Genomic DNA, 25,398 nt, shown 5'->3' with positions numbered 1-25,398 from the left:
CAACACAAATCCTGTGTACGACGAAAATCCACTGTGGGAGCGGGCTTGCCCGCGAATGAAGCGACTCGGTCTATCAGGTACAACCCTGGATCAAGCCTGTGCCGCCGCCGTCACCACCGGCCGTCCCGGTTTGCGCAGCGGATCGAGGCGTGAGCCGGTGTAGCGGGTTTCGCGGAAGAAGCGCCAGCGGCCGAACAGCCCGTAGACGTGAGTGACGCGGCCTTGTTCGTGATAGCCCATGCGGATGTGCAGCTTCAGGGCCGGGATGTTGTGGGTTTCGCAGACGTCCACCACCTTGTTGCAGCCTTGGGCCGCCATGGCTTCCCACAAGGCGACCTGCACGTCCACCGACAGGCTGCTGCCGAAGTAGGCACGGATCATTTCACCGCCGAATTCGAAGAACTCGCCGGGTTTGACCGGGAACCAGCAGCCGTAATAGTGACGGTCGTGGTAATCGCGGGTGCTGCCCCAGATGAACCCGATCGCATCTCCGTTTTCGTCCAGGTACATGTGCCCGGTGTGACCTTCGGCAGCCAGTTCGGCCATGGTCTGTACGCGGTCACCGAAGTGTTTGGCGAACGCCGTGGCGTTTTCCGGGGTGATGTCCACCTTGCGCACGCCGGAGTACGGACGCAGCTTGTGCGGCGGTACGGGGCTGACCAGATCACGCTCCATCCACAGCAACTCCCAATGGAAAAACACATAGCGTTTCCACAGTGTGCCGAACGTGCGGCTCAGGCCTTTTTGTTTGATGCGTTCGCGGAGTTTGTCGATCAGGCTCATGAAGCCCTCCTTGGCCGGGATTGGCCGTGCTGGGGTGAAGGTACTGTTGGGTATAGATCACGCTGGACGTGGCATGCAGGCGCCTTTGCAGGCAATTTGTTTCAATATATGTAACATCCTTGACACACTTTTCAGGCGTCAAAAAGCCGCGCTCCGGGACGATCCGGAGGGGCTTTTCGAATGGACGATTCGGGGCCAGAACGGTTATTCCATCACCGTCTCTGCACGGCGATTGAACGCACCGCCAACAGCGCTGTACGCGACCCTTGGCACACCCGGCAAGCGATGCTCCAGCAGCGCGCTGAGCGACTCCCCCTGATTCAGGTAGGCATCGCCAAAATCGGCGCCTAGCTGATTGGGGTGGGCGACGATCTCCAGCAGGCCGTCGCTGGGCGGCGCGGCGTTGCGCAAATCCACCGGGGTGCACACGTAGTCAGCGGTGGCACCGGCCAGGCTGTTCAAGCGATGGTTGAGCAGTTCCTTGAACAGGCGCTTGGGCAGGCTCAGGTTCTGCCCCAGATTGCGCGCCAGCCTTACGGGAATGCCCTGGCGGGCGGCGAAGCGCGCGACGATCTCGCCGATGGGCCAGATGTTGTGCACGTGTTGATGGGAGTCCAGATGGCTGGGGCGCACGCCGTTATCCACGCAGCGTTGCCATTGGGCCTCCAGCTCTTCCTCCACCGCGAGGCGATCCTGGCGACCGAGCCAGAGGCGGGTGCGGGACAGGTTGAGGTCGAACACGCCGGCACTGTCGCAGAAGGTGCGACGCGTGAGGATGCGCCGGCTCAACGGGCGACCGTAGGTGAGGTTGAAGTGCAGGCCGATGCGCCCCGCCAGCAGCGGATGCTGGGCCAGGGCACAGGCCGCTTCGAAGGCTGGCATGTTGGCCATGGCGGTGGCGGAACTGATGATCCCGGCCTGGAAAGCCCCCAGAATCACCGCGTTTTCGCAGGCGCTGAGGCCGAAATCGTCAGCGTTGACTATGACTTGGTGTGGCATGTTCGCCCTCCATGAGTTTGTCGGCGGGTGCTGCCGCCTTGATCACCGTGGCCGCGACGGGCGCAGGGGTGCTGGCCTTTGCCGCACGCCTGGCCCGCCATTGTTGCAACAATGGTTTGCAGCGCTGCCAGAACCGCAGGGCAAGCCCCAGGGCCAGGCCGCTTGGGCGCCAGGAGTAGAAGCTCCAGCGCCAGTGTTCCATGTGCCCGGTCATGCGTTCATGCAGTTGATGGCTGGAGTTTTCCAGGCTTACCCGCGACGCATCGATCCAGCGCCAGTTGTCGTCCAGACCCCAGCGAATCCATTCTTCGAGCAGCACCCGGCCGCTGCCAAGGTCGGCGTATTGCGGCAGGAACGCAAGGTTGTAATCGTAGAGCCGGCCTTGTTCCAGCAAGCCCAGGCGATAGCTGATGCAGCGTCCGTCCAGTTCCAGCACCACCACGCGTACCAGGCCTTGGGCGGCGAGTGCGGTGAAGGCCTGGTTCATCCATTGGCGGCGGCGCTCGTCGGCAAAAATGCCGACGCCTTCATCGCCTTTCCAGCTCACCGCTTCGACTTCGCTGATGGCTTCGAGCAACGGACCCATGGTCGTGGCGTCGGGAGTGATACGCCGCACCTGGGCACCACAGGCAGCAATGCGTTTGCGTGCCCGGCGCAGTTTGTAGCGCGGATCCCCGGAGACCTCCTGGCGATCGGCCTCGCTGATCACGTGCACTGGCGCGCGACAGCCGAGGCGGCGTTCAGCGGTGGAGCTGCGGCTCATCCATTCGGTCAGCGCGGTTGCGTCATCGACCGGTTCGCATAATTCGTTGAGTTGCAGCAACGCATGGGGCAGTCGACGGCGAATCTCGATCAATGCCCGGCGCATGCCCTCGGCGTCCAGGCAGGCGAGCAACGCGAGGCGGTCGGCGAGGGGATAGCCCAGGTGATGCAGCACCCGAAACGGCAGCCCGCCAAACCGTTCGACGGACGCCACCAGGGGCAGGCACAGGACCAGCTCCTGACCCTGCCAGCCGAGCAGAACGTGCAAGCGTTCGCCGGCCATCAGAGCCTGTTCCGACGCAGACATCCAGGCCAGCGCGTTGAACGGCGTGTGGTCCATCACTCGCAGTCGCAGCGCTTCATAAGCCGCTGCGGGGAAGTCTGCGGCGCACAGCGAAGTACGCCATTCCAATCGCACTGTCATAGGCTCATGCCACCGAAGCTTCTGCAGATGAACGTTCCGGTTTGCGCAAGGCGTCCAGGCGCGAGCCGGTGTAGCGGGTTTCACGGAAAAAGCGCCAGCGGCCAAACAATTCATACACGTTCATGATGCGTCCCTGTTCCTTGTACCCGGTGCGAATGTGCAATTTCAGGGCCGGGACGTTGTGCCACTCGCACACATCCACCACCTTGTTGCAGCCCTGGGCGAGCATGGCTTTCCACAGCTCCGTCTGCAGGTCCATCGACAGCTTCGTACCCCAATAGCCCCGACTCAGTTCGCCACCGAATTCGAAGAACTCGCCTTCATTCACCGGGAACCAGCAGCCGTAGTAATGGCGGTCGTGATAGTCGCGGGCGGCGCCCCAGATGAACGCCACGGCGTCACCGTTTTCGTCCAGGTGCATCTGCCCGGTGTGACCTTCGGCGGCGAGTTCGGCCATGGTGCCCACGCGGTCGCCGAAGTGGCGGGCGAAGGCGCCCGTGTTGTGCGGGGTAATGGCGACGACCTGCAACGGCGGGTAGGGCTTGAGCTTATGCGGCGGGATCGGACTGACCAGATCGCGTTCCATCCAGATCAGTTCCTCGTGGGAAAACACGTAGTGTTTCCAGGCTTTTTTAAGGGTGGTCTTCAAGCCCTTTTGTTTGATGTGTTGGCTGATTTTCTGCAAAACACTCATGGTGTTGGCTCCTGGCGGGTTGTCCCGCAAGTGGAGTGATCCAGCGCGCGGCGAATGGGCTGCGCGGCCAAGCAGTAGAGCGGCGGTCACGAGACGCTCCAGGTCAGGGCGAAGAGGGTTTGCCCTGGCAGCTCGAAGCTCAAGCGACCGTCGTTGCAGGTCAATGGAGCGTCGCGGCTGCGGTTGTCGGCGCCGAAATAGCGCAGTGATCCATTGGCCAGCGGGCAATGCGCCCCGGCCAGGTCGACACGCTGCAATCGCGAACCTTTGTTGACCCCCAGCAGGGTGCGCTTGGCGTCGTCGGCCATGGCCAGCACGTCGACTTCAAACGCATCGTTTTCCAGGTACAGCACACTGTGCAGCCAATGCTGCTGGATGAACTGCTGGGCCAGGCCCACTGGCTTGAGTTCGAAACGGTCCTCGCCCTGCACACGCAGCATGCCCTTGGGGTACTCGGGCTCGTCGGCGGCCTGGAACCAGTTGAGCATTTCCAGCAAGCCGTCCTGGGCCGAATTGATCACCACCGAGGCCCACCACAGCGAGGCGAAGTGGGTTTCCTGATCGTAAGGGCTGAGGCTGGAACCGCTGGACATGTTGGTCTGGTCCAGCAACAAGGCCTTGCGCGGCCGCCCCTGGCTGTCGAGCCCCACGAGGTCGGCGGCGCGGCGCACGCTGTCGCGATAGACCCGGGTTGCCAACAGATCGCGGACCATCCATTCGTGCCAGGCCAGCGCATCGATCTTGTCGCCGGATTCGGCCAGCAAGCGTTTGGCCCAGTCGAGTCCGCGCTTGTCGGCGGCGTTGTCGGCGAACGGACCGTTGATCAGCCGCGAGCTGGCGGGCATGGCGATGCGCACGCCCGCCTTGGCGTTGTCGGGGTTGCTGCGCACCTGCCGGGCCATGCTGTTGAAAATGCTCTGGTAGCTGGCGTAGTCCCGATAGTTGAGGTTCGGCTCGTCGGCAAAACCGATGTAATGGGTGCCTTTGCCGCCCAAGGCACGGGTGGCGGCGAGCCAGGCGTCGAGGCCGGCGTTGCTCATGGTGTCGGCGCGCAAATCGGCCTGGCGCTGGCTGCCGGCGAGCAGGGTGATGTCCTGGGTGATGCCGAAACGCTCCTGGTACAACTGGCGGAACGCGTCTTCGTAGTGCGGCTGTTTCGACAGGATGTCGACGAAACTGTAGTAAGCGCCCGCCTGTGGCTTGAGTGCATCGAGCACCGCGTAGCTCGCGGGCGGCGGCAGCACATAGGGCAGGGCGATGCCCAGGTTCGGTGTGTTGCCGAGGATCTTGTCGTGCAGGGTCAGGCGGGTCTGGCCATCGTCTTCACGCAGCGGTTTGAGCTGCTGCGCAGTCTGCGCAAACAGGTTGGCCGTGCCGTCGAGCCAGAACGCCACTTTGCCGCTGCCTTGCAGGCGCAGGCGCCAGACCTGGTCGGCGTTGGCCACGGGCAATGCGACCTGATCGAACTGCCAATACGCGCGATACGGCTTGAGCGCCAGTGACAACTGCTGGCCATCGCCGACGCGCTGGGCCTGCAAGGCACTGACGCCACCGTGGAACTTGCCGGCCAGCACCGCGTGTTCACCCGCCGCGACCTTGAAAAACAGCTCGTCGCCGTCGCGGGTTTCCGCGCTGAAGTGCACCTTGGCCGGGGCGAACAGCGCCACTGTGCCTTCGTCGTGCTCGACCTTGTAGCGGCGGAAGCTGTAGCCGGGAATCTCCAGGCGATAACTGGCGGCGCCCGGTGCCAATGGCCAACGCTGGCTGCCGCTGGATTCGCTGGCGGCAATGCTGCGTTCGCCCGCCAGCTTGCCCTGGCCGTCGAGCAGGTACAGGTGTTCTTCGTTGGCATCCGCCTGCCAGGCGGGCACCCAGCGCACGGTCACGGTGTCGGGACGATCCGCTTGCAGGTACAGACTGCCGTCGCGGATATCGGCCCAGCGCATCGGCCCGGCCCAAGCGGTGAACGCGTCGAGCGACAGGCCCAGGCTCACCGCCAGCGCGAAATGTTTCATGCCGACTTCCGTTGCGCTGACTTGCGTTGCAGGACCTGTAGCATCGGTGCCACGTCGCTGGGCAGGATGATCAGGGTTTGCCAGACCGGCACCTGGCTCAAGCGGCAATACAGCACCAGCAACGCCAGGGTCACGGCCAGATAAGCGATGGACGAAGCCGCCGCGGCACCGACGATGCCATAGCTCGGGATCAGCAACAGGTTCAGCGCGAGGTTGAGCAGGGCACCGAGGCCCATCAGCAACGAAATCGAACCGGGGCGGTTCTTGCCCAGCAGGTCCAGGCGCAGGATGCTCGCGTAGCACAACCCCAGCAGGCCCGGCAGTAGCGCCAGCAACGCCGGATACGCTGGCTGATAAGCGACGCCGAACAAGGTGACGATCAGCCATTCGCCGATCACCGCCATGGTCAGGCAGGCGCCGAGCATCACCGTCGCCGTCAGGCGCAGGGCCAGTGGCGTGACCTTTTCGATGCCTTCTTCCTGTTGCAGCAGGCGTTTCATCAAGGGCGTGGTCACGGCCTCCGGCACAATCAACAGCAACTCGGCGGCGGCGCTGGCCATGGCGTAGTGACCCAGCGCAGTGCTGCCGAGCAGAGCGCCGATAAACAGGTAGTCGGAGCGCAGGATCACTTGCTGGAACAGCAGGTCGGGGTGGCTGCGGGCGCTGTAGCGCAGCAGTTCGTTCTGACTGGCGCGGTCCCATTGCAGGGTCAGCGGTTGATTGCGTTTGAGCCACAACCAACCGACCAGCACCACCAGGCTGATGCCCGCCAGCCAACTGATCAGCGCGGCTTCCAGGGCAGCGCTTTTCCACATCCAGAACAACGCGAGAAACAGCAGCAGCGGGGCCAGCGACTCGATCAGCCGCAAGGCATTGAACGCCACCACGCCCCCCGAGGCGTTGTGCAACGTCAGCAAACCACTCTTGAGCACTGTCAGCGGCACCGCCAGCAACAGCAGCCAGGCCAGCAGGCCGAGTTGTGTGGTGATGTCCAGTTCACTGCCGAACTCGCGGGTCAGCGCCACCACCAGCAAGGTCAGCAAGCCGGCCAGCAGACAGCCGAACACCAGCACCTGACTGAGCAACAAGCCCATGGGCCGTTGCTTGGCCGCCTGATAACCCACCGCCGAATTCAATCCGCCACTGGTGGCGGCGCTGATCAGGTCGGGCAGGGTACTGAGCAGGGCAAACAGGCCGCGTTCACTCGGCCCGAGAATCCGCGCCAGCAACACGTTGCGCAGCAGGCGCAGCGCGATCATCGCCAGTTTGGTGCCCATGCTCAGGGCCAGGTGCTTGATGTAGCTGCTGCGACTCATGGGCGCGCCCCGCGGTAGATGCGCCAGGACAGCAGCTCCGGATTGCGCGCCGTGCGCTGGCTGACACCGAACCGTGGCAGGGCCAGCGGGTCGTCATTGCCGCGATAAATGCCGGTGCCGGTGCCCAGGGCAAACGGGAAGCGGTGGTCGGCCACCTGCTGGCGCACCCGCGCATCGTTGTCGCCGTTGGGGTAGCAGTAGACCGGCAGTGGCCGGTTGCAGCCGTTCAACAGTGCCTGGCGACTGCGGCTCAGTTCTTCATCCAGTTGTTGATCGTCGAGGCCGGTGAGGATCGCATGGCTGGCACCGTGGGGGCCGAAGCGCACCAGCCCGGAGGATTCCAGCGAGCGCACCTGATGCCAGTCCAGCGCCTGTGGCAGCGATTCCTGCGGGCACGCGTCGGTCAGGCGATTGAGGTCCGCAGGGGGCAAGGTTTTCAGGTTTTGCAGGAAGTGCAGCAGCGCCAGGCTGCGCCGTTGCACATCCGGATCTTCGCACGGCGCCGGCAAGGGGCGGCCCAACTGCTGCAAGCATTCGATCAGATGCAGCCGAGCCTTATCTCCATGGCTGTTCCACAGGGTCTCGCCGATGCTTTCCCACCAGAAGCGCTGGCGGCTGCCGATGAAATCGGTGGACAGAAAAATGCTTGCCGGCACCTGGTATTTTTGCAGCAGCGGGAACGCATTGAGCGCATTGTCGCGCCAGCCGTCGTCGAAGGTCAGCGTCACTTTTGGCCGCTGCGAGCGCAAGCTGCCCGGTTGCAGAATCTCCATTAACGGCACGCAGTCGAAATGTTTTTTCAACCAGCCCAGCAAGTGCTCGAAAGCCTTGGGGCCCACGCACAGTTCATTGCGATGGGGCAGCTCGGCGGCGCGGTCGTCGGCCAACACCCGGTGCAGCATCAGGATGACCCCGGCGCCATGCAGCTGCTGGCGTCCAACGGGGGAGTTGAGGTATAGCCAGCCGCTGGTGCGTTTTAATAATTGTTTGATCGCCATGGCGCGTGCCTCTCATCGATTTTGCTCGGGGTTCCATTGCGCGTAACGCTGGCCGCGCAGGAACTGCCACAGACCGATGCTCATCCCGGCGAGGGTCACCAGAAGAAAAGCGGCGAGGCGAAAGGGTTTGGGCAAGCGGTGTTGCGAATCCAGCAGGCCGGCGATGGCCACCGCGTAACCGAGCAACTGGGCGATCAGGCTCAGGCGATAGAACCCGTGGTCGTCCCACAGCCAGAAATTGCTCAGCAGCAACGGCAGCAGGAGGATCGGCGCCAGGCGCCGGATCAATTTGTGGCTGATCAAGGCAATCGCATACAGGCCATGTCTGAGCGGGTTAAGCAGCTCGCGGCGCTGGGCGAGGCTTTGCAAGCCGCCGACGGTCACGCGCTGGCGACGGCGGAATTGCTTGTCGGCTTCATCTACGCCGGTGTCGATCACCCGGGCCTCGGGCACGTAGATGATGCGCTTGAACGCGACCGGCGCGCAGGTGCTGATAAAGAAGTCATCGTTGACCTCCGCCGGCACGTTCTGGAACAACTCGCGACGCAAGGCGAGCAGGGCGCCGTCGGCGGATACCATGCAGCCGGTGCGGTTTTCCACCTTGCGCAGCCAGCCTTCGTAATGCCGGTACAGGCTGTCGCCGATGCTCAGGCCCTTGCCGGTCACCGGGATCAGCATGTGCCCGGCACAGGCGCCGACCCTGGGATCGGCCAGCGGCGCGAGCAGGTGACCGAGGGTGTCGGTGGACCATTGGTTGTCGGCGTCGGTGAACACCAGAATCTCACCGGTACTCAATGCGGCGCCGGCATTGAGGGTCGCGGCCTTGCCCTGGCGGGGCAGGTCAAGCACCGTGATGCGCGGGTCGATGACCTTGCGCGCACAGGCCACGGTGTCGTCGGTCGAGCCGTCGCTGGCCAGGATGATGTGCAGCGAACGCGCCTGGTAATCCTGGGCCAGCACGGTGCGCAGTTTCTCTTCGATGTGCCGGGCTTCGTTGTGCGCGGCAATCACGATACTCACGTCCATCGGCGCTGCCGGTCCGTGACGCCGCGCCGGAAAAAACGGCGCCAGCAAGGTCAGGAGTAACGGGTAGCCAAGGTAGGCGTAGACGGGTAACAACAGGCACATCCAGAAAATGAATTCAGCCACGGGCAGGCCTCCTGGCATTCCATTGACACAGACTGAGAATGAACGCGGCCCCGGCCAGGTGCAGGCGCACCCAGTGCAGGCCCCACAGTTGCAGGGTCAGGCCGACATCGCGGTGTTTCAGGCTCTGGCGCAGGCTCAACACCAGCGCCGGCAGGCTGGTCAGCAGCAACAGCATCAGCGTCAGCGGCCACTGGCCGTTGATCAGGGCGAACAGCGCGGCGACATCCACCACCCAGGCGGCCATCGACAGCATCGGGAAACGCAGCAAGCGCAGGGTGATGCCGTGGTTGCGCAACAACTGCAGGTGACTGCCCTGGCGCCAGAACTCCTTGCCCATCCATTCGCGCCAACTGCCTTCGTAACCCCAATGCAGGGCGACGCTTTGATTGACCGACAGCAGACGTGCGCCAGCGCCGGCCAGGCGCAGGGTGAAATCCTTGTCCTCGCCGGTGCGCAGTTTTTCATTGAAGCCACCGACCTTGTCGAACCAGTGATGACGCATCAGCAGGTTGGCGCTGGGCAGCCAGCCCACGGATTGCACCGTTTCGGCACTGGGGCGCAGCATGCGGCGTTGCCAGGCGTTGGCGTACCACGGCGCCTCGGCCGGGGTGTGCAGGTCCAGCCCGAGAATGTCGACCTGAACCGCGGTGTGGATTTTCAGCAGCAGGGTGATCCAGTCCTCGGGCATCTCGATGTCGGCATCGATGAACGCCAGCCATTCCCCGGTGGCGACGGCCGCCCCGCGATTGCGCAGTGCGCCGATCAACAGGCCGGGCATGTCCAGCACCTGCGCGCCGAACTGCCTGGCAATCTGCGGGCCTTGATCGGTGGAGCCGTTGTCGACCACGATCAGCTCGCATTCAATACCGGCGGAATCGGCGGCGTGTTGCGCGGCAATCAGGGTCCGGGTGATATGTCGTGCCTCGTTGAACATCGGGATGACGATGCTGATGCGACTCATGCCTTGGCCTCCAGCGTTGGACTTTCTTCGGCTTTCAGACGCAGCACGCTGGTCATGGCGAGCATGATCCACACGTACTTTTGATTAGGTGCACTGAGGAACATCAGGAACAGTGTCAGCGACAGGAAACTCATGCCCAGGTGGGTCATCAGGTCGGCCTGCTGCCAGTTGCGGCGTTTCATCCAGACCTGCCGGGCGCGTGTGATGTTGTACAACCCCGTGGCCAGCATACCGACGAACAACAGCCCGGCGGGAACCCCCAGTTCACTGAAGATTTCCAGGTAAGTGTTGTGGGCGCGGCGGTACAGGTCACCGATCTTGCGGTTGGCGGAAAACGCCTTGGCATACCCGGTGGTGGCGTAGTGCAGCGGGAAGGTGCCGGGGCCGGTGCCCAGCAGCGGGTTCTCGCGAATCATCCCGCTGCCGACCACGATGTAGGAGGCGCGGCGGCCGAGGGATTCGTCCTGGGCCTTGGCGCCCGAACTCAGGATGCTCAGGGACTGGATGCGTGCGACGTAACCGGGTGGCATCGCATAAATCGCCAGCGGAATCACGATGGCCAGGCCGAGCATGGCAAAGCCCAGGTGACGCGGACGAATGCGGATCAGATTTGCGCGGTAATGCCAGATACCGATCATCAGGCTCAGGAACAACACCACCAGCCCGGATCGGGATTCGGTCTTGGTCATGCCCCCCAGCAGCAGAATGAAGCACCCCATCCAAAACAGACGGTGCAGGAAATTCGGGCTGCGAATCACCAGCAGCAGCGCCAGCGGCACGGCGAAGGCGATCAGCATGGCAAAGGCGTTCGGGTCTTCCAGCAGGCCGGCGGCGCGGCCCTGATCCTGGTACTTGCTGGAAAACATCGCCAGCGCGCAGGTCAGGGTGACGCCGAGGGTCACCAGTTTGGCGAACAGATCCAGGTTCATTTCACGGCCGATCAGCAGGGTGATCACAAACAGGATCAGGCCGACGCCCAGTTCCCGCAGATGCCCCAGCGACATGCCCATGTCATCGGTGTTGAGCATGCTCAGCAGGTACAACACCATGAACCAGCCCAGGTAGCGCCAGAGGTTGCTGCGCAAGCGCTCGGACGGAATCTGGTGCATGGCCAGTTGCAACATCAGGATCAGCGCCAGCGACGCGCCGATCAGTTTGGTGCCCGACAGCGCGTTGTCCTTGAAGAAACCTTCGAGGGGGATCAGCGCCGCGATACCCAACAGGCCCCAGGCCGGTTTGCGGTACAGCACCGCGACACCGACGACGCCCAACACCGCTCCCGGCGCCAGAAACGGATAAGGGCTGGCCAGTAAAGCGAGGCAGACCAGGCCGAGCAGACTGACGATCGAGAGCGGAAATATCACGCGCGTGCCTCCCGTGCGGTATGGATGTAAAGCTGTGACCAGCGTTCGGCCAGGGCCTTGAGGTCATAGCGATCCAGTTGCGTACGCCTTGCGTTGTCGATCAGCTCCCGCGCCAGCGCCGGGTCGCGCAGCAAGCTGTCGATCTGCCGGGCGAGGGCGGCGCTGTCGGCGGGTGGGGCCAACAGGCCGTTGTGCCGGTCTTGCAGGACATCGGGAATCCCGCCGACGCCAAAGGCCACCACCGGCACGCCGGCCTGCATGGCTTCGAGCAGAATCATCGGCGTGCCCTCGGTGCGCGAGCTGATCACCAACGCGTCAAGTTGCCGCCACCACGGGCGCATGTCGGTCTGGTATCCCGGCAGCGAGATGCGCTCCTGCAACCCCGCTTCCTGGATGCGCGCCAACAGGCTGTCCCGCTCCGGGCCGTCGCCCAGCATCACCACGTCCAGTTGCGGGTGCTGCTGACACAACGGAATCAGTGCATCGAGAAACAGGTCCGGACCTTTTTCACTGCTCAGGCGCCCGACGTAACCGGCCAGCCAGCGTTGGTGCTGAGTCGCCTGCGCTGGCAGATCGTTGCTGGCCGGCAGGCCATTGGGGATCACTTGCAGTTTCTCCGCCCGCACACTGGCCTGGCGACACAGCGTGGCAATGCTTTCGGCCACGCACACCACGCGGTTCACCGACGCGGTGCGGCACAGTTGCAGGCTCAGCCAGGTGTAGAACTTTTGCTTGCGGCTGCGCGGGGTGAAGCCGTGCTGGGTGATCACCAGCGGCAGGCGCAGCAACGTGGCGCCGACCCAGCCAAACAGCAATCCCTTGAAGTTGTGCGTGTTGATCAGTGGACGCTCGGCCCGCCGCTGGCGCAAATGCGCCAGCAACGCCCCCAGCCCCGTGCAACTGCGACAGTCCACCCCGGCCTCGCGAAACCGCGCGAGCAACTCGTACGGTGCATCAAGAAACAGCACCTGATGTTGCCCCGGCGTCGCCAGGCAATGGTCGAGCAACATTCGCTCGGCCCCGTAGAACCCGCCGCTGCTGAGCAGGTGAATGATCGGCAGCGAAGGCTTGAGGGGCGCGTTCAATTGCGCACCCAATGGACGAAGCTCGGCACGCTCCAGTTCTTGTGCGGGTTGCCTGGCTCCGCGTGCTGATCGTTGATCACCAACAGCACCGGCAAGCCCAGTTCATGGGTAATTTGCGCAGGGTGTTTGAAGCGGTGATCAAAGAACTCACGCACATAGACCAGGGCAATGGCCAGCAGCAAACCGGTAAACAGCCCGAATGGAATGATCAGCAGCGGTTTGGGAAACGCCGCTTCGGTCGGTTCGAACGGCGGGCTCAGGACCCGGGCGTTGGACAGGTCGTTGTCCAGCGAGCGGGCAGTGCTGCTTTCGGCGAAGCGCTGGGCGTAGGTGGAGAACGCCGCGTGCAGCGCGTCGATCTCGGTGTCCACCTGGCGCAGCTTGCTTTGGGTTTCCTGCAATTGGTGGATGCGGTTTTTGAAGTCGGTGATGCGCGCGGTCTTCTGGTCGATCACCGAGCTGACAATTGCCAGGTCGTTGGTGCGCTCCTGGATCCGGTTGCTCACCACTTTGAGGAACTGCTGGCGGGTGCGGGCGATTTGCTCGCGGGTCAGCAGCATCGGTTCACTGCCAGGCTGGAAGATTGCCAGGTCGTTCATGTAGCGACTGACCTGGTTGGTCAGCGCCTCGCCCATCTGCTTGATCTCGCGATCTTCGAAAGCGACGTTATCCACGGTGGTGGTGAAGGTGTAGGGGAAGGTGTAGTCGTTGAGCTTGGAGTTGCTGGCGGTCGCCAGGCTGGTTTTCAGGTAGTCGAGCCAGCGCTGGCTTTGCAGCAGGCGATCACGATACAGGTTGAGCGCTTGCTCCTCGGTGTTGATGGCGTTGAGGCGGAACGTGATTTCTTCCTTGGGATCGGCGGCACCGACCGATTCCAGCAGCGCCTGCCGGTTGGCTTCCAGGCCGTTGAGGCGGACCTGATACTGGGTTTTCTTGGTTTCGTAGAAGCTCTGTGGCAGGTCGATCGATTGCAGTGCCTGACGGCTGACCAGGTAGTTTTGCAGCAGGGCCGCGACAAACTTGGTGCCCTGGGCAGGATCAGGGAAGCTGTAAGTGATCGAGATCACGTTGGAACCCGGCAGGGTTTCGATCTTCAGGCTGTCGATGGCTTGTTGGGTCAAACCGTCGAGGGCGGTGTCGCGCACCGGATCGGTCTCCATGCCCAGCGCGGACTTCACCGGGTTGATCACGTGTTCGCGCAGCGGCGTGCTGACGTACTGCTTGAACGGTTGGGCCAACAGTTTGTTGAGCACACCGGGAGGCGGGGTGTATTCACCCTTGTCCCGCAACTCGCTGATGGTTTGCCGAATCAGGCCCGGCGAACGCAGGATGTTGCTCTCGGTTTCCATGTCAGCCAGTGACGGCGGAATGAATTGCGCGTTTTCCTGGTTCAGTGACGTGGTGGCGTCACCCTGCGAAAGTTTTTTCGACTGCACGATCACCTGGGCGGTGATATCGAAGCTCTGTTTGAGCAGCAGCGGCAAGACCAGGGCGATGACTGCAAAGACCAGGAATACGCGCTTCACCAATTGCTTGTTGGCGAAGAAGATCCTGAAGAACTCGTGCAGGTAGTTTTCCTTTGGGTTCATGTCAGATCACCTGAGAGTTAGTTGTTGTCGCTGTCTTTGTTGTCGACCCGGTAGCCGAAGCTGAAGCCCACACCCTGGAACAGCACCACGTCCGCCAGTTGCCGCGCCAGTTCACCGGCGCTGGCCAGTTTGGTCTTGGGCACGTAGAGCATGTCGTTCGGTTGCAGGTAGGCGATCTGTGAGGCATCGCCGGACAGGGCTTTTTCCACGTCGTACCGGTGGGCCTCTACCTGGTTACCGTTGCGGCGCATGATCATCACCGAATCGAGGCGCGCCTTGACGTTGGAGCCACGGGCCAGGGTCAGGGCTTCGAGCACCGAGACCGGGCGACGGATCGGGTAGGAACCCGGTTGGCCGACTTCGCCGAGCACGTAGATCTCATTACCCGCCGTGGACTTGAGCAGCACGTCGACGGACATCCGTCCCGGCAGTTGCGCGTACTTTTTATTGAGGAAGTCTTCCAGTTGATTGACGGTCATGCCTTGCAGTGGCACGGCGCCGATTTCCGGGAAGCTGGCATAGCCATCGGTGCCCACGGTGATCTCCCGGCTCATGCCGGTGCCCGGGTGATTCAGCGCGCTTTTGAGGTTCGACTCGTTGGTCAACGGGCTGATGATTTGCACGGACAGCTGATTGCGATTGGGCTGGAACAGTTGTTTGCGGTTGTAGGCGCGCTGGATTTCCTGGCGTGCTTCTTCCGAGGTCATCCCGGCGATTTTCACCGAAGTGTTGGCGCCCGGCAGTTCAATGGTGCCGTCCGGCAGCACCAGTTGATTGCCGTTGAGCTGGCTGGCGGCGGTGAAGTTCAGCCCGACCTGGTCACCGGACTGAATGCGGTAGGCATCCGAGCCGCTGGTGCTGATGTGGAAGATCACGTCCAGCACATCCTGTGGGCGCAAGGTCTGCTCGACCTTGGGCATGTCAGTGGCCTGGGCGTTGGCCGGTGCGGCCGTGAGGATATTCACCGGCATGTTCTGGGTTTCCGAAGTGCTGGAGCAACCTGCAAGTGGCAGCAACAGCAGGACAAGCATTTTGGCGTTCATGGCGTCATCCTTTTTGCGATGGCTTACAGGTTCTTGTAGAGCCACTTGGGCATGTAGTACTTGCGCCGGTTGAACACGCTGCCGACCAGCTTGGCCCCGGCCTGGGTCAGGCGCTGCACCGCGGCTTGAGCCACTTCCCAGCGGGTGTCTTCAGAGCGCACGACCACGATCACGCCGTCCACCTGGGTGCTGATGACCAGGGTGTCGGCGGCCGAATACACCGCGTCACCGTCAATCACCACGAAGCGATAGCGACTGCCGAGCTCATCGAACAACGGCCCCAGGCGTTCCGGCGTCAGGTGCTCGGTGCCCCGGGCAAATCGGCCGTTGGGCAGGATGTGAAAGGGCAGGCTCGACACGTCCACCACGCAGTCCTGCAACAGCGGCGGGCTCTGGGTGTTGAACAGCAGGTCGCGAAAACCGCGCTCCTTCGTTAATCCCAGCTGTTGCGTGAGGTTGGTCGAGGACTGGCTGGCGTCCACCAGCAGCACTTGGCCGCTGCTCATTTGCGCCAGTTGAGTGGCCAGCACCAGAGCACTGGTGGTCGTGCCCGCGCCTGGGTTGGCGGCGGTCAGGAACAGGATGCGCAGATCCTGGTCGAGCACGGTCGAGGCCAGGTTGGACTCGCTGGGGTTGGCGATGCTGAGGCTCTTTGCAGTTGAACCGTCCATTAGCTTGCTCCGTGGCCGCTGAATACTTTGAAGGGGGTTTTCAGGAGGATCTTCAGATCAAGCAGCAGGCTCTGCTCGGCGATGTAGCTGAGGTCCAACTCAACGCGCTGGTCGAAGTCGATATTGCTGCGCCCGGAGATCTGCCAGAGACCGGTCATGCCGGGGTAGATGCTCAGGCGAGCGAGGTGATTGTCCTTGTAGCGATAGGCGTTGAACGACGTCGGCCGCGGGCCGACCAGGCGCATGTCGCCGGTCACCACGTTGATCAGGTTGGGCAGCTCGTCGAGGCTGGTACGGCGCAGGAAACCGCCGATGCCCGTGATGCGCGGATCCTTGTCGATCTTGAAGTCGATGGCGTCGGCGCCGTGCTTGTTCAGGTGCCGCAGCGACTCCTTGAGCTCTTCGGCGTTGGCCACCATGGTGCGGAACTTGTACATGCCGAACAGGCGGCCGCGGTAGCCGGTGCGTTTCTGCACGAACATCACAGGACCCGGACTGGTGAGCTTGATGGCCAGCGCCAGGCCCAGCAGGACGGGCGAGATCAGCAGCAGAATCACCAGGGCACCCAGGCAGGCCAGTACGCGGTTGGTCCGCGACAGCGTCCAGGGCCGACCGCCCTCGCGGCCTGTCACCCAACCGCGACCCTGCATGTGGATCGCCGCATCGAGGCGCATTCGGTGCTCGGGGTCCAGGCGCTTGTCGCGGCGCAATTGATTGATCGGCACACCTTTTTCATGTCCAGTCATTGAGCAGTCCTCCGCTGAAGTTCAACCGCGAGCGGCGCGTGGGCGATAGGCAGTGGGTAGTAGTCGCGGAACCAGGCAATGAAGCGCCCAAGTCCCTCATCCAGCTCGATACGGGGCTGGAAACCCGTCGCGCGGGCCAGGTCGCTGGCATCGGCGCAGGTATTGAGTACGTCGCCGGGCTGCAAGGGCAGCAATTGGACCCGGGCTTTTTTTCCCAGGTGTTTTTCCAGCAGGGCCAGGTAGTCCTTGAGTTCCACCGGGTGCTGGCCGCCGATGTTGTAGATTCGCCACGGCGCCATGCTGCTGGCCGGGTCCGGTTGCTCGCGGTCCCATTCGGCATTGGCCTGTGGCGGCCGCTCGATCAGCCGGGCGATGCTTTCGATGATGTCGTCGATGTAGGTGAAGTCGCGCTGGTGCTCGCCGTAGTTGAACAACTTCAGCGGCGTGCCTTCAGTGATCGCCCGGGCGAACTGGATCGGCGACATGTCGGGCCGACCCCAGGGACCGTACACCGTGAAAAACCGCAGGCCGGTGCAGGGAATGCCGAACAGGTGGCTGTAGCTGTGGGCCATCAGTTCATTGGCTTTCTTGGTCGCGGCATACAGCGACAGCGGGTGATCGACGCCGTCGCGCACCGAGTAAGGCGTGTGCTGGTTGGCGCCGTACACCGAGCTGGAAGAGGCGAAGATCAGATGCTTGACCGGGTGGTGGCGGCAGCTTTCGAGGATGTTGAGGAAACCGCTCAGATTGCTGTCGAGGTAGGCCCGGGGTTTCTCCAGGGAGTAACGCACCCCGGCCTGGGCCGCGAGGTTGATTACCACCTCGGGCTGTTCGCGGGCAAACAGGGTTTCGAGGGCCGAAGCATCGGCCAGGTCAATCGTTGCAAGCTGGAAATGGCCGACCTGCTCCTGCACCCAACGCACGCGATCGTGTTTGAGTTGCGGGTCGTAGTAGTCGTTGAAGTTGTCCAGCCCGATCACCTGGTGCCCGTCGCGCAACAGCCGCAACACGCAATGGGCACCTATGAAGCCGGCGGCTCCGGTCACCAGGATTTTCATGGGCGCGGCGCCTCGGGCACGACGTGACGCAGGCCGATACCGCTGTAATGCAAACCGGCTGCCGCGACATGTTCGGGGTTGTACAGGTTGCGCCCGTCGATGATCACCCGTGACCGCAGTTTGCTGGCCAGCAGGTCGAAGTCGACCACGCGGAAGTTTTTCCATTCGGTGCAGATCACCAGCGCGTCGGCATCCTCCAGGGTGTCGTCGCGGGTGGCGCACAGGTGCAGGTCGTTGCGGTAGCCGTAGAGGCGCCGGCATTCGGACATGGCTTCCGGGTCATAGGCCTGCACGCTGGCGCCTTCGGCCCACAGCGACTCCATCAGGTAGCGGCTGGGTGCTTCGCGCATGTCGTCGGTGTTGGGCTTGAAGGCCAGGCCCCAGATCGCAATGGACTTGCCGGCCAGCCCTTGGGGGAACTGCGCCTTGAGTTTGCTGAACAGGATGTGGCGCTGGCTGTCGTTGACGTCGGTGACGCTGCGCAACAGACGCAGCGGCATGCCGTTGTGTTCGGCGGTGTGCAACAGGGCGCGCAGGTCCTTGGGAAAGCACGAGCCGCCAAAGCCGCAACCTGGATAAATGAAGTGGTAGCCGATGCGCGGGTCAGAACCGATGCCCTTGCGCACCGCTTCGATGTCGGCCCCCAGCAGTTCGGTCAGGTTGGCCAGTTCGTTCATGAAGCTGATGCGGGTGGCGAGCATCGCGTTGGCGGCGTACTTGGTCAGCTCGGCGCTGCGGTTGTCCATGAACATGAGCTTTTCATGGTTGCGGCAGAAGGGCGCGTACAGCTCGCTCATCTGGCTGCGGGCCGTGTCGTCGCCGGTGCCGACGATGATCCGGTCCGGACGCATGCAATCGGCCAGGGCGCTGCCTTCCTTGAGAAACTCCGGGTTGGACACCACCCGGACCTGCAGCGAACCCTTGCCCCGGTGCTGCAGTTCTTGAAGGGCGGTCGCCGCGACCTGGTCCGCGGTACCGACCGGCACGGTGGACTTGATGATCAGGGTGCGATCGGCCTCCATATAGCTGGCGATCTGCCGGGCCACGTTCAGCACATGGCTGAGGTCGGCGGAACCGTCCTCGTCGGCCGGCGTGCCGACCGCGATGAAGATCAACTCGGCGTGTTCGACGGCGTCACTGGCCTGGGTGGAGAAGAGCAACCGACCGGCCTTGATGTTTTCTTCCAGCGTGCCGGATAGTCCAGGTTCACTAATTGGTGGAACAGCTTGTTGCAACTGCTTGATCTTGTTCGGATCGATGTCGACACATAAGACGCGATGTCCAACATCGGCCAGTGCCGCTGCTTGTATCAGGCCAACGTAGCCCGTACCAAATACGCTCACGTCCATATTGGCGTGCCTCGTAAGACGGTGGAGAGATCAAAAATGGGACTGTCAAAAGGGGTATAGCCCAGCCTTGGGAAACCATGTCAGCAAACTGACATGTTAAAGAGCTAAGACACCCCCAGTTTTGGGGGGCCAATTGCCATCAAGGGCTTGGCCCTGCTGGCTTCGCCGTAATTTTGCGCCTTCGAGAAGATTTTCAAGAAAGCGATAAACGGTCGTAAGGCTTGAAATACAAGGGCTGTAGAGGCTTGAGTGTGTCAGAATTGAGACGATTTTTTTTTGACGCTTTCGGCTGATTTTTGACGTTTCTTGCGATTTGGTCGCGCAATGCTAGTGTCAAAAAATGGCCGGCAACCCATTGGCGGCAGTGTTGGATAACCGGCGTCAAAACAATGATTCGATACCTCAAAGAAATTCTGATAGCTGTCTATTTGCTCACCCATTACGACTATTACTTTGGTCGTATCAGTGCGATCGGATTGAACTTCCCATTAGTGCTGTTTGCCGGAATGTTCGTCGTGTTGACAGTTGCATTGTTCATGACGGCTTACATCCGCCAAACACTGATTCGGCACTTGTTCGCGCTGGCGATGTTTGGTTCGGCGGTATTCTTTGATGTGTATTCGCGGGTCACCGCCGACTATCTGACTTACAGCAGTTTCGTTTCGCTGGTGTATTCCGGCGGCTTCATCGAAGAAGCGTTGTATCAGTACCGTGGCGCCATCATCAGCGGCGTGCTCGGCGGGTTGCTGCTGCTGTTGGGCATCGGCCTCAAGCCACGTCGGCGTCTGCCTCTGCCGGGTGCGGTGTTGGTGGCGGCCCCAGTGTTGGGGGTGCTGCTGCTCAGTGCGGTGTTGTTCGTGCGTGCCGGGGAGGGCGCGCGTGGATTGCCCTTCATGTATACGCCACTGGCCTACCTGAACCTGTTTGCCTATGAGTCCCTGCACAACACGGTCGGTCCGCGCGAGCCGGTGAGCCTGGCGCGCATCGATCAACCGGTGGCTCACGACATCGTACTGATCGTCGACGAGAGCATCTCGGGCAACTACCTGGACATCAACGCACCGTTTGGCGTGCACAGTCATCTCAAGGAACCGCGTCCGGGCGTCGCGATCTTCAACTTTGGCTACGCCGCCTCGATCGCCAACTGCAGCGTCGATACCAACGTCACCCTGCGCTATGGCGGCACCCGCGCCGACTACATGCGGATCAACAGCACGCTGCCGTCGATCTGGCAGTATGCGAAAAAAGCCGGTTTGCGCACGGTCTATATCGACGCCCAGCGCACCGGCGGCAATTTGCAGAACCTGATGAGCGCCACTGAGAAAAAGGACATCGATGAGTTTGTGCAGTTCGACCAGACCAGTGTGCGCGACCGCGACATGGCGGCGGCGGCCAAGCTGATCGCACTGCTCAATGACGACCAGCCGCAACTGGTGATCATCAACAAGGTCGGGGCGCATTTCCCGGTCCACGATAAATACCCCGATGGGTTCATGGCCTACCGCCCGACATTGCCCCGGGGGCAGTTCGTCGAAGTGGCGGACACGGGCGAACGCAACGGTTTCAATGGACAGCCGGACGATTGGGTGCTGTACCGCAACGCCTACAAGAACACGTTGTTGTGGAACGTCGGGGAGTTTTTTTCACGGGTGTTTGCCCAGGCCAATCTGAACAACGCCTTGCTGATCTACACCTCCGATCACGGACAGGACCTGCATGAGCGGGGCAACCCGGGGTTGAACACCCATTGCGGCGGTGACCCGGTGGAAGAGGAAGGACTGGTGCCGCTGGTGGTGATTCAGGGCAGCGGATTGAAGACCCCGGACTGGCAGGCGCACCTGGCCGGCAACAAGGATCACTCCAGCCACTACAACATCTTCCCGACCTTGCTGCAGTTGATGGGTTACGACCTGGCGGGGGTGGAAGCGGTGTATGGCAAACCGCTGAGTGTGCCGACGGCCGATGACTTCACGTTCAACTATCGCTTCAATGCGCGGCTGGGGGCCAAGCCGGAGTGGAAGTACATCGACTTGAACAGCATTGTCACGCCGACGCAGGCGCCGGCGAGTGTGGCGTCGGGGCAGTGATTTATTGATTGAACTGGCGGGCCCCTTCGCGAGCAGGCTCGCTCCCACATTGGTTCTGTGTACAACACAAATCCGCTGTGGGAGCGAGCCTGCTCGCGAAAGCGTCAGCTCAATCAATGCAAATCTGAAGGATGTACCCAACGAGCCCGATAAACCCCCGGCGCACACCCCAACCATCTCAAACACGCCCGGTTGAAACTCTGCACATCGCCGTACCCCAGCCGATCCGATATCTCGACCAACTCAAGCTCCCCGGCCTGCAACAGATCCTCGGCCCGACAGCGGCGGTATTCATCCAGCAGCTCGGAAAAGCTCCAGCCCAGTGCTTTCAAGCGCCGTGCCGCCGTACGTTCAAGCAAATGCTGGCGGGCGCAAAACGTCTGCCAATGCGCGCCGGCGAGGTCGGCGATCAGGTGGTCGCTGACTTGCTCCAGCAACGTCGGCTCACTGTTGCGCCGGGTCTGCTCCAGCAGCTCGACCAGGGTGTGTTCAAGCTCATGATTGCCGGGTGTCAGCGCGGCGACGAACAGCTGCGGGTCGAGGCGAATCCCATGCTGGGCGACGCCCCAGCGTACCGGTACGCGAAACGCTTGGGCGTGATGTTCGGGATCGCCGGTACATGGAAAAGCCAGGTCGACGCCAAGGATCGGGTCTCGCGTCAGGCCACTGGCCAGGAATTTTCGGCGCAGCATGCTGCACAGGCTGACGAGGATGTAATCGGCGATTGGCGCGCTGGCTTTCACACTGCCGCAGTCGAGCAGCTGCAGTTCGACCGTTTCGCCGTCGCGCAGGATTCGCGCCTGGAAGTGTCCGCTGAAAAACGGAAAGAACCGCTCGAAGTAAGCACAGGCGCTTTCCAGGGACGCGGCCACGTCGAACAGGTACGTCAGGCCATTGGTGGCCGTCGAGACAAATCGTCGGCCCGCCGCCAGACCGATCGACGGGTCGCCGGTCTGTTCCAAGGCAAATGCCCAGAAGCGCCGTGACAGGAACAGCGGAACGCGCATGAACGGTGTACGAAGCTCGAACAGACTACGGCGGAACAGGTCTTCGATGGGTTCGCGGGCAATGCCGCGTGCGAGCAATTCTTCGATGGCCGGCAGCAACGTCGGCGCGTAGAACGCATTGGGCTGCGATGGATGGCGCAATGACTGATCGCTTTTTGTCATGTAGGGCTCACAGCAAGTTTCGCAACACTGGTTAGGCTGCCCGACGTTAAGCGATTTGCCGGAGCAAGACCATGCTTGATTTACGCCAGCTCGACCTGAACCTCTTGCTCGCCTTCGATGCGATCTACCAGCAACGCAGTGTCACCCGGGCCGCCGAGGTGATGTGCCTGTCGCAACCGGCGATGAGTAATGCGCTGCGTCGCCTGCGCGAGTTGTGTGGTGATCCGCTGTTTATCAAAAGCCGACTGGGCGTCACGCCGACACTGGTCGCACATCGCCTGGCCGATTACGTGCGCGCGGCGCTGGAGTCGTTGCGCGATGGCCTGCGCATGATACCCGCTGCACGGCAAAGCCACCCGTTGTTGCGCATCAGTTGCCTGGACTGCCTGCAACCGGTGCTGCTCGAGGCATTGCTCGAATCGCCCCATGCCGACTGGCAAGTGCGCTATTTCCAGCCGCGCCGACGCGACGCCTTGCAGGAACTGGCGAGCGGCAAACTGGACATTCTGATCGACCTCGACCAGCCCCTGGCCGGACTGGCCGGGTTGCACAAACGGGTACTGCCCGCCGATCACTACGTGTTCGCCTATGGCGCCGGGCTCAAGCAGCCACCGCGTACCCTCGAGGCCTTCCTGCAACAACCGCAGATCCAGATTTCCAGCCGCCGCGACGGGCTCAGCCCGGTGGATTTGCACCTCGGCCTGAAAGGCCTGCGCCGGACCCTGGCGGCCAGTACCCAAAGCACATTGGCGGCCAAATTGATGGCCGAGCGGCAACCGTTCGGCATGAGCCTGCCGAGTCGGGTCGCCACTGTGCTGGGCCTGCAACAGGCGCCGCTGCCACTGGACGAACCGGTGGAACTGAAACTGGCGCTCTACATCGAATCGCGCTATCGCTTCGAACGCAGTCGCGAGGAGGCGATGCATTGTTTGTTGCGGGCGTTGGGTGAGCCGCGTGCGTTGCAGGAACAGGCACGACGCGCATGATTATTCAATTGATCCAATGTGGGAGCGAGCCTGCTCGCGAAGAGGCCGGCACATTCAGCATCCGCGGTGTCTGATACATCGCCTTCGCGAGCAGGCTCGCTCCCACAGGGATGGCGGTGTTCTTCAGGGCTGGTTCACCGCCAACAAACGCTGATCCACCTGCAAAATCGCCTCAACCATCGCCTGCGCCGCCGGTGTCAGGGAATAGCCGACGCGACTGACGATGCCGTAATGCAGCAACAGACCGGGGTCGTCGCTGGGCACGTCGACAAAATCCAGCAGCCGTATCAACCCCTGATCGACCTGTTCGGCAAGGGCTTCCATCGTGGCGATGCCCACCGCGTCGGAGCGCCTGACCACGCGGCAGATGGCGTCGAATTGCGCGCATTCGACGCTGGGGTTGAAGTCCGGCTCGCCCTGCACGTCGGCGAGGATCTTGCGGATCATCGGCGGGATGCGCGTGCCGACCACGGCATAGTCGAGCAGGGCGCGCAGCGACAGGTTTTCCCGGTTGGCCAACGGATGATCGACGCGGCAAAAGAACCGTCCGCGCCGTGGTCGCAGCAGTTGCACCTGATATTGCGGGTCGCCGGTGAAATAGCGCGAGTCGGCGACCAGAAATTCGATCTGCTGCTCGCGCAACCACAGCGCCAGTTGCTCCCAATCGCCGAGGTGGAAGCGAGTACGGATAGCCGGGTGGGCCTGGATGAACTGCGCCAGTGCCTCGGGCACCAGCAATTGCGCCGGATAAGGGCCGCTGCCAAATTGCAGTTCGCCGCCGGTCAGGCCGTTGTATTGGGTCAGTTCGTTGTGCAGTGCCTGGCTGCCGGCGAGCAGGCGCCGGGCATGTTGCAGCACCAATTCGCCCTGGCCGGTCAGACGGAATTCACGACTGCTGCGCTCCACCAGCAGGCAGTCGAGGTCTCGCTCAAGGGTCTGGATGCTGCGGCTGAAGGCCGGTTGGCTGAGATTGATCGCCTCGGCGGCGCGGCCAAAACTGCGGTAATCGGCCAGGGCCACCAGGTGGCGAAGCTGTCGAAGATCCATCATGCGTCTCCTGCATTCAACGGATGTTTTTAATGCATTGGATCGATAGCACAGAGGCTGGCATAAGTACACGCCTGTCTTCTCGTCGCAGCTCGCCATGAACCGTCAAACCTTTGCCTCCAGTGCCTTTACCCGGACCATCCTCAGTCACGCCCAGCGCTCCGGCCTGTGCCAGGAGCAGTTGCTGCGCAGGGCGGGGATCTGTCTGTCCTTGCTGGAAGGACAGGGGCTACGGGTTCCCGCGCAGCTGGTCGAACAGCTGTGGCACGAATGCGAGCGCCTGGGGGCGGGAGCAACGTTTGGCTGTGAATTGGTCAATGGCATGGCGACCACCAGCCTGCAAGGCTTGAACATTCTGCTCGACTCCGCCGCCACGCTGCGCACCAGCCTGGCGTGCTTCACCGAGTTCCTGCCGCGAGTGACCGACGATGTGCTGGCGGAGCTGGAGGAGGTCGACGGGCAGGCCCGCTTGCACTTGCGCGGCGCTCACCAGTTGCCGCATTTTTTCGGGTTGGACGCGGCGACCTTGAGCCTGGTGCGCAACATCGCCCGGCGTCTTGGACGGGCACCGGGGGAGGTATTTGTCGGGGTTTCTTTGACACCGCAACAGGCGGCTGGCGAGTGGTTGCGCAGTGTCGGCATCGAGGTGCGGGCGGGGTCGCATCCGTGCCTGACGATGTTGTTGTCCTGTCTCGATGAGCCCTTGCTGGGCGCGAATCCATTTCTGCATCAGAGCATGTTGCGGCACTGGCAGAACGAAGCGGCGCAACACAGCCGTGGCGACAGTCTGGAGTTGGCGCGGCATTGGTTGACGGCGGGGGATCAGCCGATTGAGCGGATTGCCGAGCGATTGGGATATCGGCAGCCGAGTAATTTTATTCGGGCGTTTCGCAAGCGGTTCGGGATTACGCCCAAGCAGTTTCGGTTGGGGCTGCAGGTGGGGTAAGAACGTTTTCGGGATGAACCACAAACCCTGTGGGAGCGAGCCTGCTCGCGAAGGCGGCCTGACAGCCGACCTGGCTTTTGTTGACCGGGTACATATCCATTTCTGCGGTAACGGCTGCTTATGGTTTCGCCCTTACGGCGAGTCCCTTTGGCAAACG

At 62.3% G+C, this 25,398-nt stretch carries 22 protein-coding genes; 3 read left to right on the top strand and 19 right to left on the bottom strand.

Going from position 1 to position 25,398, the window contains the following annotated elements:
* Positions 1-90: 90 nt before the first annotated feature.
* The 17 genes from HNQ83_RS26880 to HNQ83_RS26800 all read right to left on the bottom strand — a co-directional run bounded on the left by HNQ83_RS26880 (position 91) and on the right by HNQ83_RS26800 (position 19,006).
* On the bottom strand, positions 91-783 hold the full coding sequence (locus tag HNQ83_RS26880) for a GNAT family N-acetyltransferase (protein WP_175391878.1): 693 nt from the start codon (positions 781-783) through the stop codon (positions 91-93).
* A gap of 204 nt (positions 784-987) precedes the next feature.
* Positions 988-1,782 carry a ChbG/HpnK family deacetylase gene (locus tag HNQ83_RS26875; RefSeq protein WP_175391877.1) on the bottom strand — a complete coding sequence of 265 codons (795 nt, stop codon included), beginning with the start codon at positions 1,780-1,782 and terminating at the stop codon, positions 988-990.
* Positions 1,754-2,968 carry a GNAT family N-acetyltransferase gene (locus HNQ83_RS26870; RefSeq protein ID WP_175391876.1) on the bottom strand — a complete coding sequence of 405 codons (1,215 nt, stop codon included), beginning with the start codon at positions 2,966-2,968 and terminating at the stop codon, positions 1,754-1,756. The genes HNQ83_RS26875 and HNQ83_RS26870 overlap by 29 nt, the downstream gene beginning before the upstream one ends.
* Before the next feature lie 4 nt (positions 2,969-2,972).
* The gene (locus HNQ83_RS26865; RefSeq protein ID WP_175391875.1) at positions 2,973-3,662 is read right to left on the bottom strand and encodes an N-acetyltransferase; all 690 of its coding nucleotides are present in this window, start codon (positions 3,660-3,662) and stop codon (positions 2,973-2,975) included.
* A gap of 86 nt (positions 3,663-3,748) precedes the next feature.
* The gene (locus HNQ83_RS26860) at positions 3,749-5,677 is read right to left on the bottom strand and encodes a hypothetical protein (protein WP_175391874.1); all 1,929 of its coding nucleotides are present in this window, start codon (positions 5,675-5,677) and stop codon (positions 3,749-3,751) included.
* On the bottom strand, positions 5,674-6,993 hold the full coding sequence (locus HNQ83_RS26855) for a lipopolysaccharide biosynthesis protein (RefSeq protein ID WP_175391873.1): 1,320 nt from the start codon (positions 6,991-6,993) through the stop codon (positions 5,674-5,676). Before HNQ83_RS26855 ends, HNQ83_RS26860 begins: the two co-directional genes overlap by 4 nt.
* A complete protein-coding gene (locus HNQ83_RS26850) occupies positions 6,990-7,991 on the bottom strand; it encodes a polysaccharide deacetylase family protein (RefSeq protein ID WP_175391872.1) in 1,002 nt (333 codons plus the stop codon). Before HNQ83_RS26850 ends, HNQ83_RS26855 begins: the two co-directional genes overlap by 4 nt.
* A gap of 12 nt (positions 7,992-8,003) precedes the next feature.
* Complete coding sequence (locus tag HNQ83_RS26845) at positions 8,004-9,140, bottom strand: glycosyltransferase (protein ID WP_175391871.1); 1,137 nt, start codon at positions 9,138-9,140, stop codon at positions 8,004-8,006.
* The gene (locus tag HNQ83_RS26840) at positions 9,133-10,101 is read right to left on the bottom strand and encodes a glycosyltransferase (RefSeq protein WP_175391870.1); all 969 of its coding nucleotides are present in this window, start codon (positions 10,099-10,101) and stop codon (positions 9,133-9,135) included. Before HNQ83_RS26840 ends, HNQ83_RS26845 begins: the two co-directional genes overlap by 8 nt.
* Complete coding sequence (locus HNQ83_RS26835; protein WP_175391869.1) at positions 10,098-11,465, bottom strand: O-antigen ligase family protein; 1,368 nt, start codon at positions 11,463-11,465, stop codon at positions 10,098-10,100. Before HNQ83_RS26835 ends, HNQ83_RS26840 begins: the two co-directional genes overlap by 4 nt.
* Complete coding sequence (locus tag HNQ83_RS26830) at positions 11,462-12,550, bottom strand: glycosyltransferase family 4 protein (protein WP_175391868.1); 1,089 nt, start codon at positions 12,548-12,550, stop codon at positions 11,462-11,464. The genes HNQ83_RS26835 and HNQ83_RS26830 overlap by 4 nt, the downstream gene beginning before the upstream one ends.
* Positions 12,547-14,139 (bottom strand): Wzz/FepE/Etk N-terminal domain-containing protein, encoded by a 1,593-nt coding sequence (locus HNQ83_RS26825; RefSeq protein ID WP_175391867.1) that lies wholly within the window; start codon positions 14,137-14,139, stop codon positions 12,547-12,549. The genes HNQ83_RS26830 and HNQ83_RS26825 overlap by 4 nt, the downstream gene beginning before the upstream one ends.
* A gap of 17 nt (positions 14,140-14,156) precedes the next feature.
* Positions 14,157-15,182, bottom strand: a complete 1,026-nt coding sequence (locus HNQ83_RS26820; protein ID WP_175391866.1) for a polysaccharide biosynthesis/export family protein — start codon at positions 15,180-15,182, stop codon at positions 14,157-14,159.
* A 23-nt stretch (positions 15,183-15,205) separates the two neighbouring features.
* A complete protein-coding gene (locus HNQ83_RS26815) occupies positions 15,206-15,853 on the bottom strand; it encodes a CpsD/CapB family tyrosine-protein kinase (protein ID WP_175391865.1) in 648 nt (215 codons plus the stop codon).
* Positions 15,853-16,599, bottom strand: coding sequence for a sugar transferase (locus HNQ83_RS26810; protein WP_175391864.1), 747 nt, complete (start codon positions 16,597-16,599; stop codon positions 15,853-15,855). The genes HNQ83_RS26815 and HNQ83_RS26810 overlap by 1 nt, the downstream gene beginning before the upstream one ends.
* A complete protein-coding gene (locus tag HNQ83_RS26805) occupies positions 16,596-17,657 on the bottom strand; it encodes an NAD-dependent epimerase (RefSeq protein WP_175391863.1) in 1,062 nt (353 codons plus the stop codon). Before HNQ83_RS26805 ends, HNQ83_RS26810 begins: the two co-directional genes overlap by 4 nt.
* Complete coding sequence (locus HNQ83_RS26800) at positions 17,654-19,006, bottom strand: UDP-glucose/GDP-mannose dehydrogenase family protein (RefSeq protein ID WP_175391862.1); 1,353 nt, start codon at positions 19,004-19,006, stop codon at positions 17,654-17,656. Before HNQ83_RS26800 ends, HNQ83_RS26805 begins: the two co-directional genes overlap by 4 nt.
* Positions 19,007-19,395: 389 nt before the next feature.
* Between HNQ83_RS26800 and HNQ83_RS26795 the strand changes: the two genes are divergently transcribed.
* A complete protein-coding gene (locus HNQ83_RS26795; RefSeq protein ID WP_175391861.1) occupies positions 19,396-21,093 on the top strand; it encodes a sulfatase-like hydrolase/transferase in 1,698 nt (565 codons plus the stop codon).
* Positions 21,094-21,206: 113 nt separating this feature from the next.
* On the opposite strand, the gene HNQ83_RS26790 is transcribed toward HNQ83_RS26795, so the two are convergent.
* Positions 21,207-22,262, bottom strand: coding sequence for an AraC family transcriptional regulator ligand-binding domain-containing protein (locus HNQ83_RS26790; protein WP_175391860.1), 1,056 nt, complete (start codon positions 22,260-22,262; stop codon positions 21,207-21,209).
* A 71-nt stretch (positions 22,263-22,333) separates the two neighbouring features.
* Here HNQ83_RS26790 and HNQ83_RS26785 point away from each other — a divergent pair, with 71 nt between their 5' ends.
* Positions 22,334-23,248, top strand: coding sequence for a LysR family transcriptional regulator (locus tag HNQ83_RS26785; RefSeq protein WP_175391859.1), 915 nt, complete (start codon positions 22,334-22,336; stop codon positions 23,246-23,248).
* Positions 23,249-23,371: 123 nt separating this feature from the next.
* Here the strand turns inward: HNQ83_RS26785 and HNQ83_RS26780 are convergent, their stop codons facing one another.
* A complete protein-coding gene (locus HNQ83_RS26780; RefSeq protein ID WP_256669251.1) occupies positions 23,372-24,298 on the bottom strand; it encodes a LysR family transcriptional regulator in 927 nt (308 codons plus the stop codon).
* Positions 24,299-24,392: 94 nt separating this feature from the next.
* Here HNQ83_RS26780 and HNQ83_RS26775 point away from each other — a divergent pair, with 94 nt between their 5' ends.
* Positions 24,393-25,241, top strand: a complete 849-nt coding sequence (locus HNQ83_RS26775; RefSeq protein ID WP_175391858.1) for an AraC family transcriptional regulator — start codon at positions 24,393-24,395, stop codon at positions 25,239-25,241.
* Positions 25,242-25,398: the final 157 nt, after the last annotated feature.

Source organism: Pseudomonas sp. C2B4 (assembly GCF_013359695.1).
Lineage (GTDB): Bacteria > Pseudomonadota > Gammaproteobacteria > Pseudomonadales > Pseudomonadaceae > Aquipseudomonas.
Note: the sequence above shows the minus strand (reverse complement) of the source record. Positions and strands in the feature narration are given on the sequence as shown.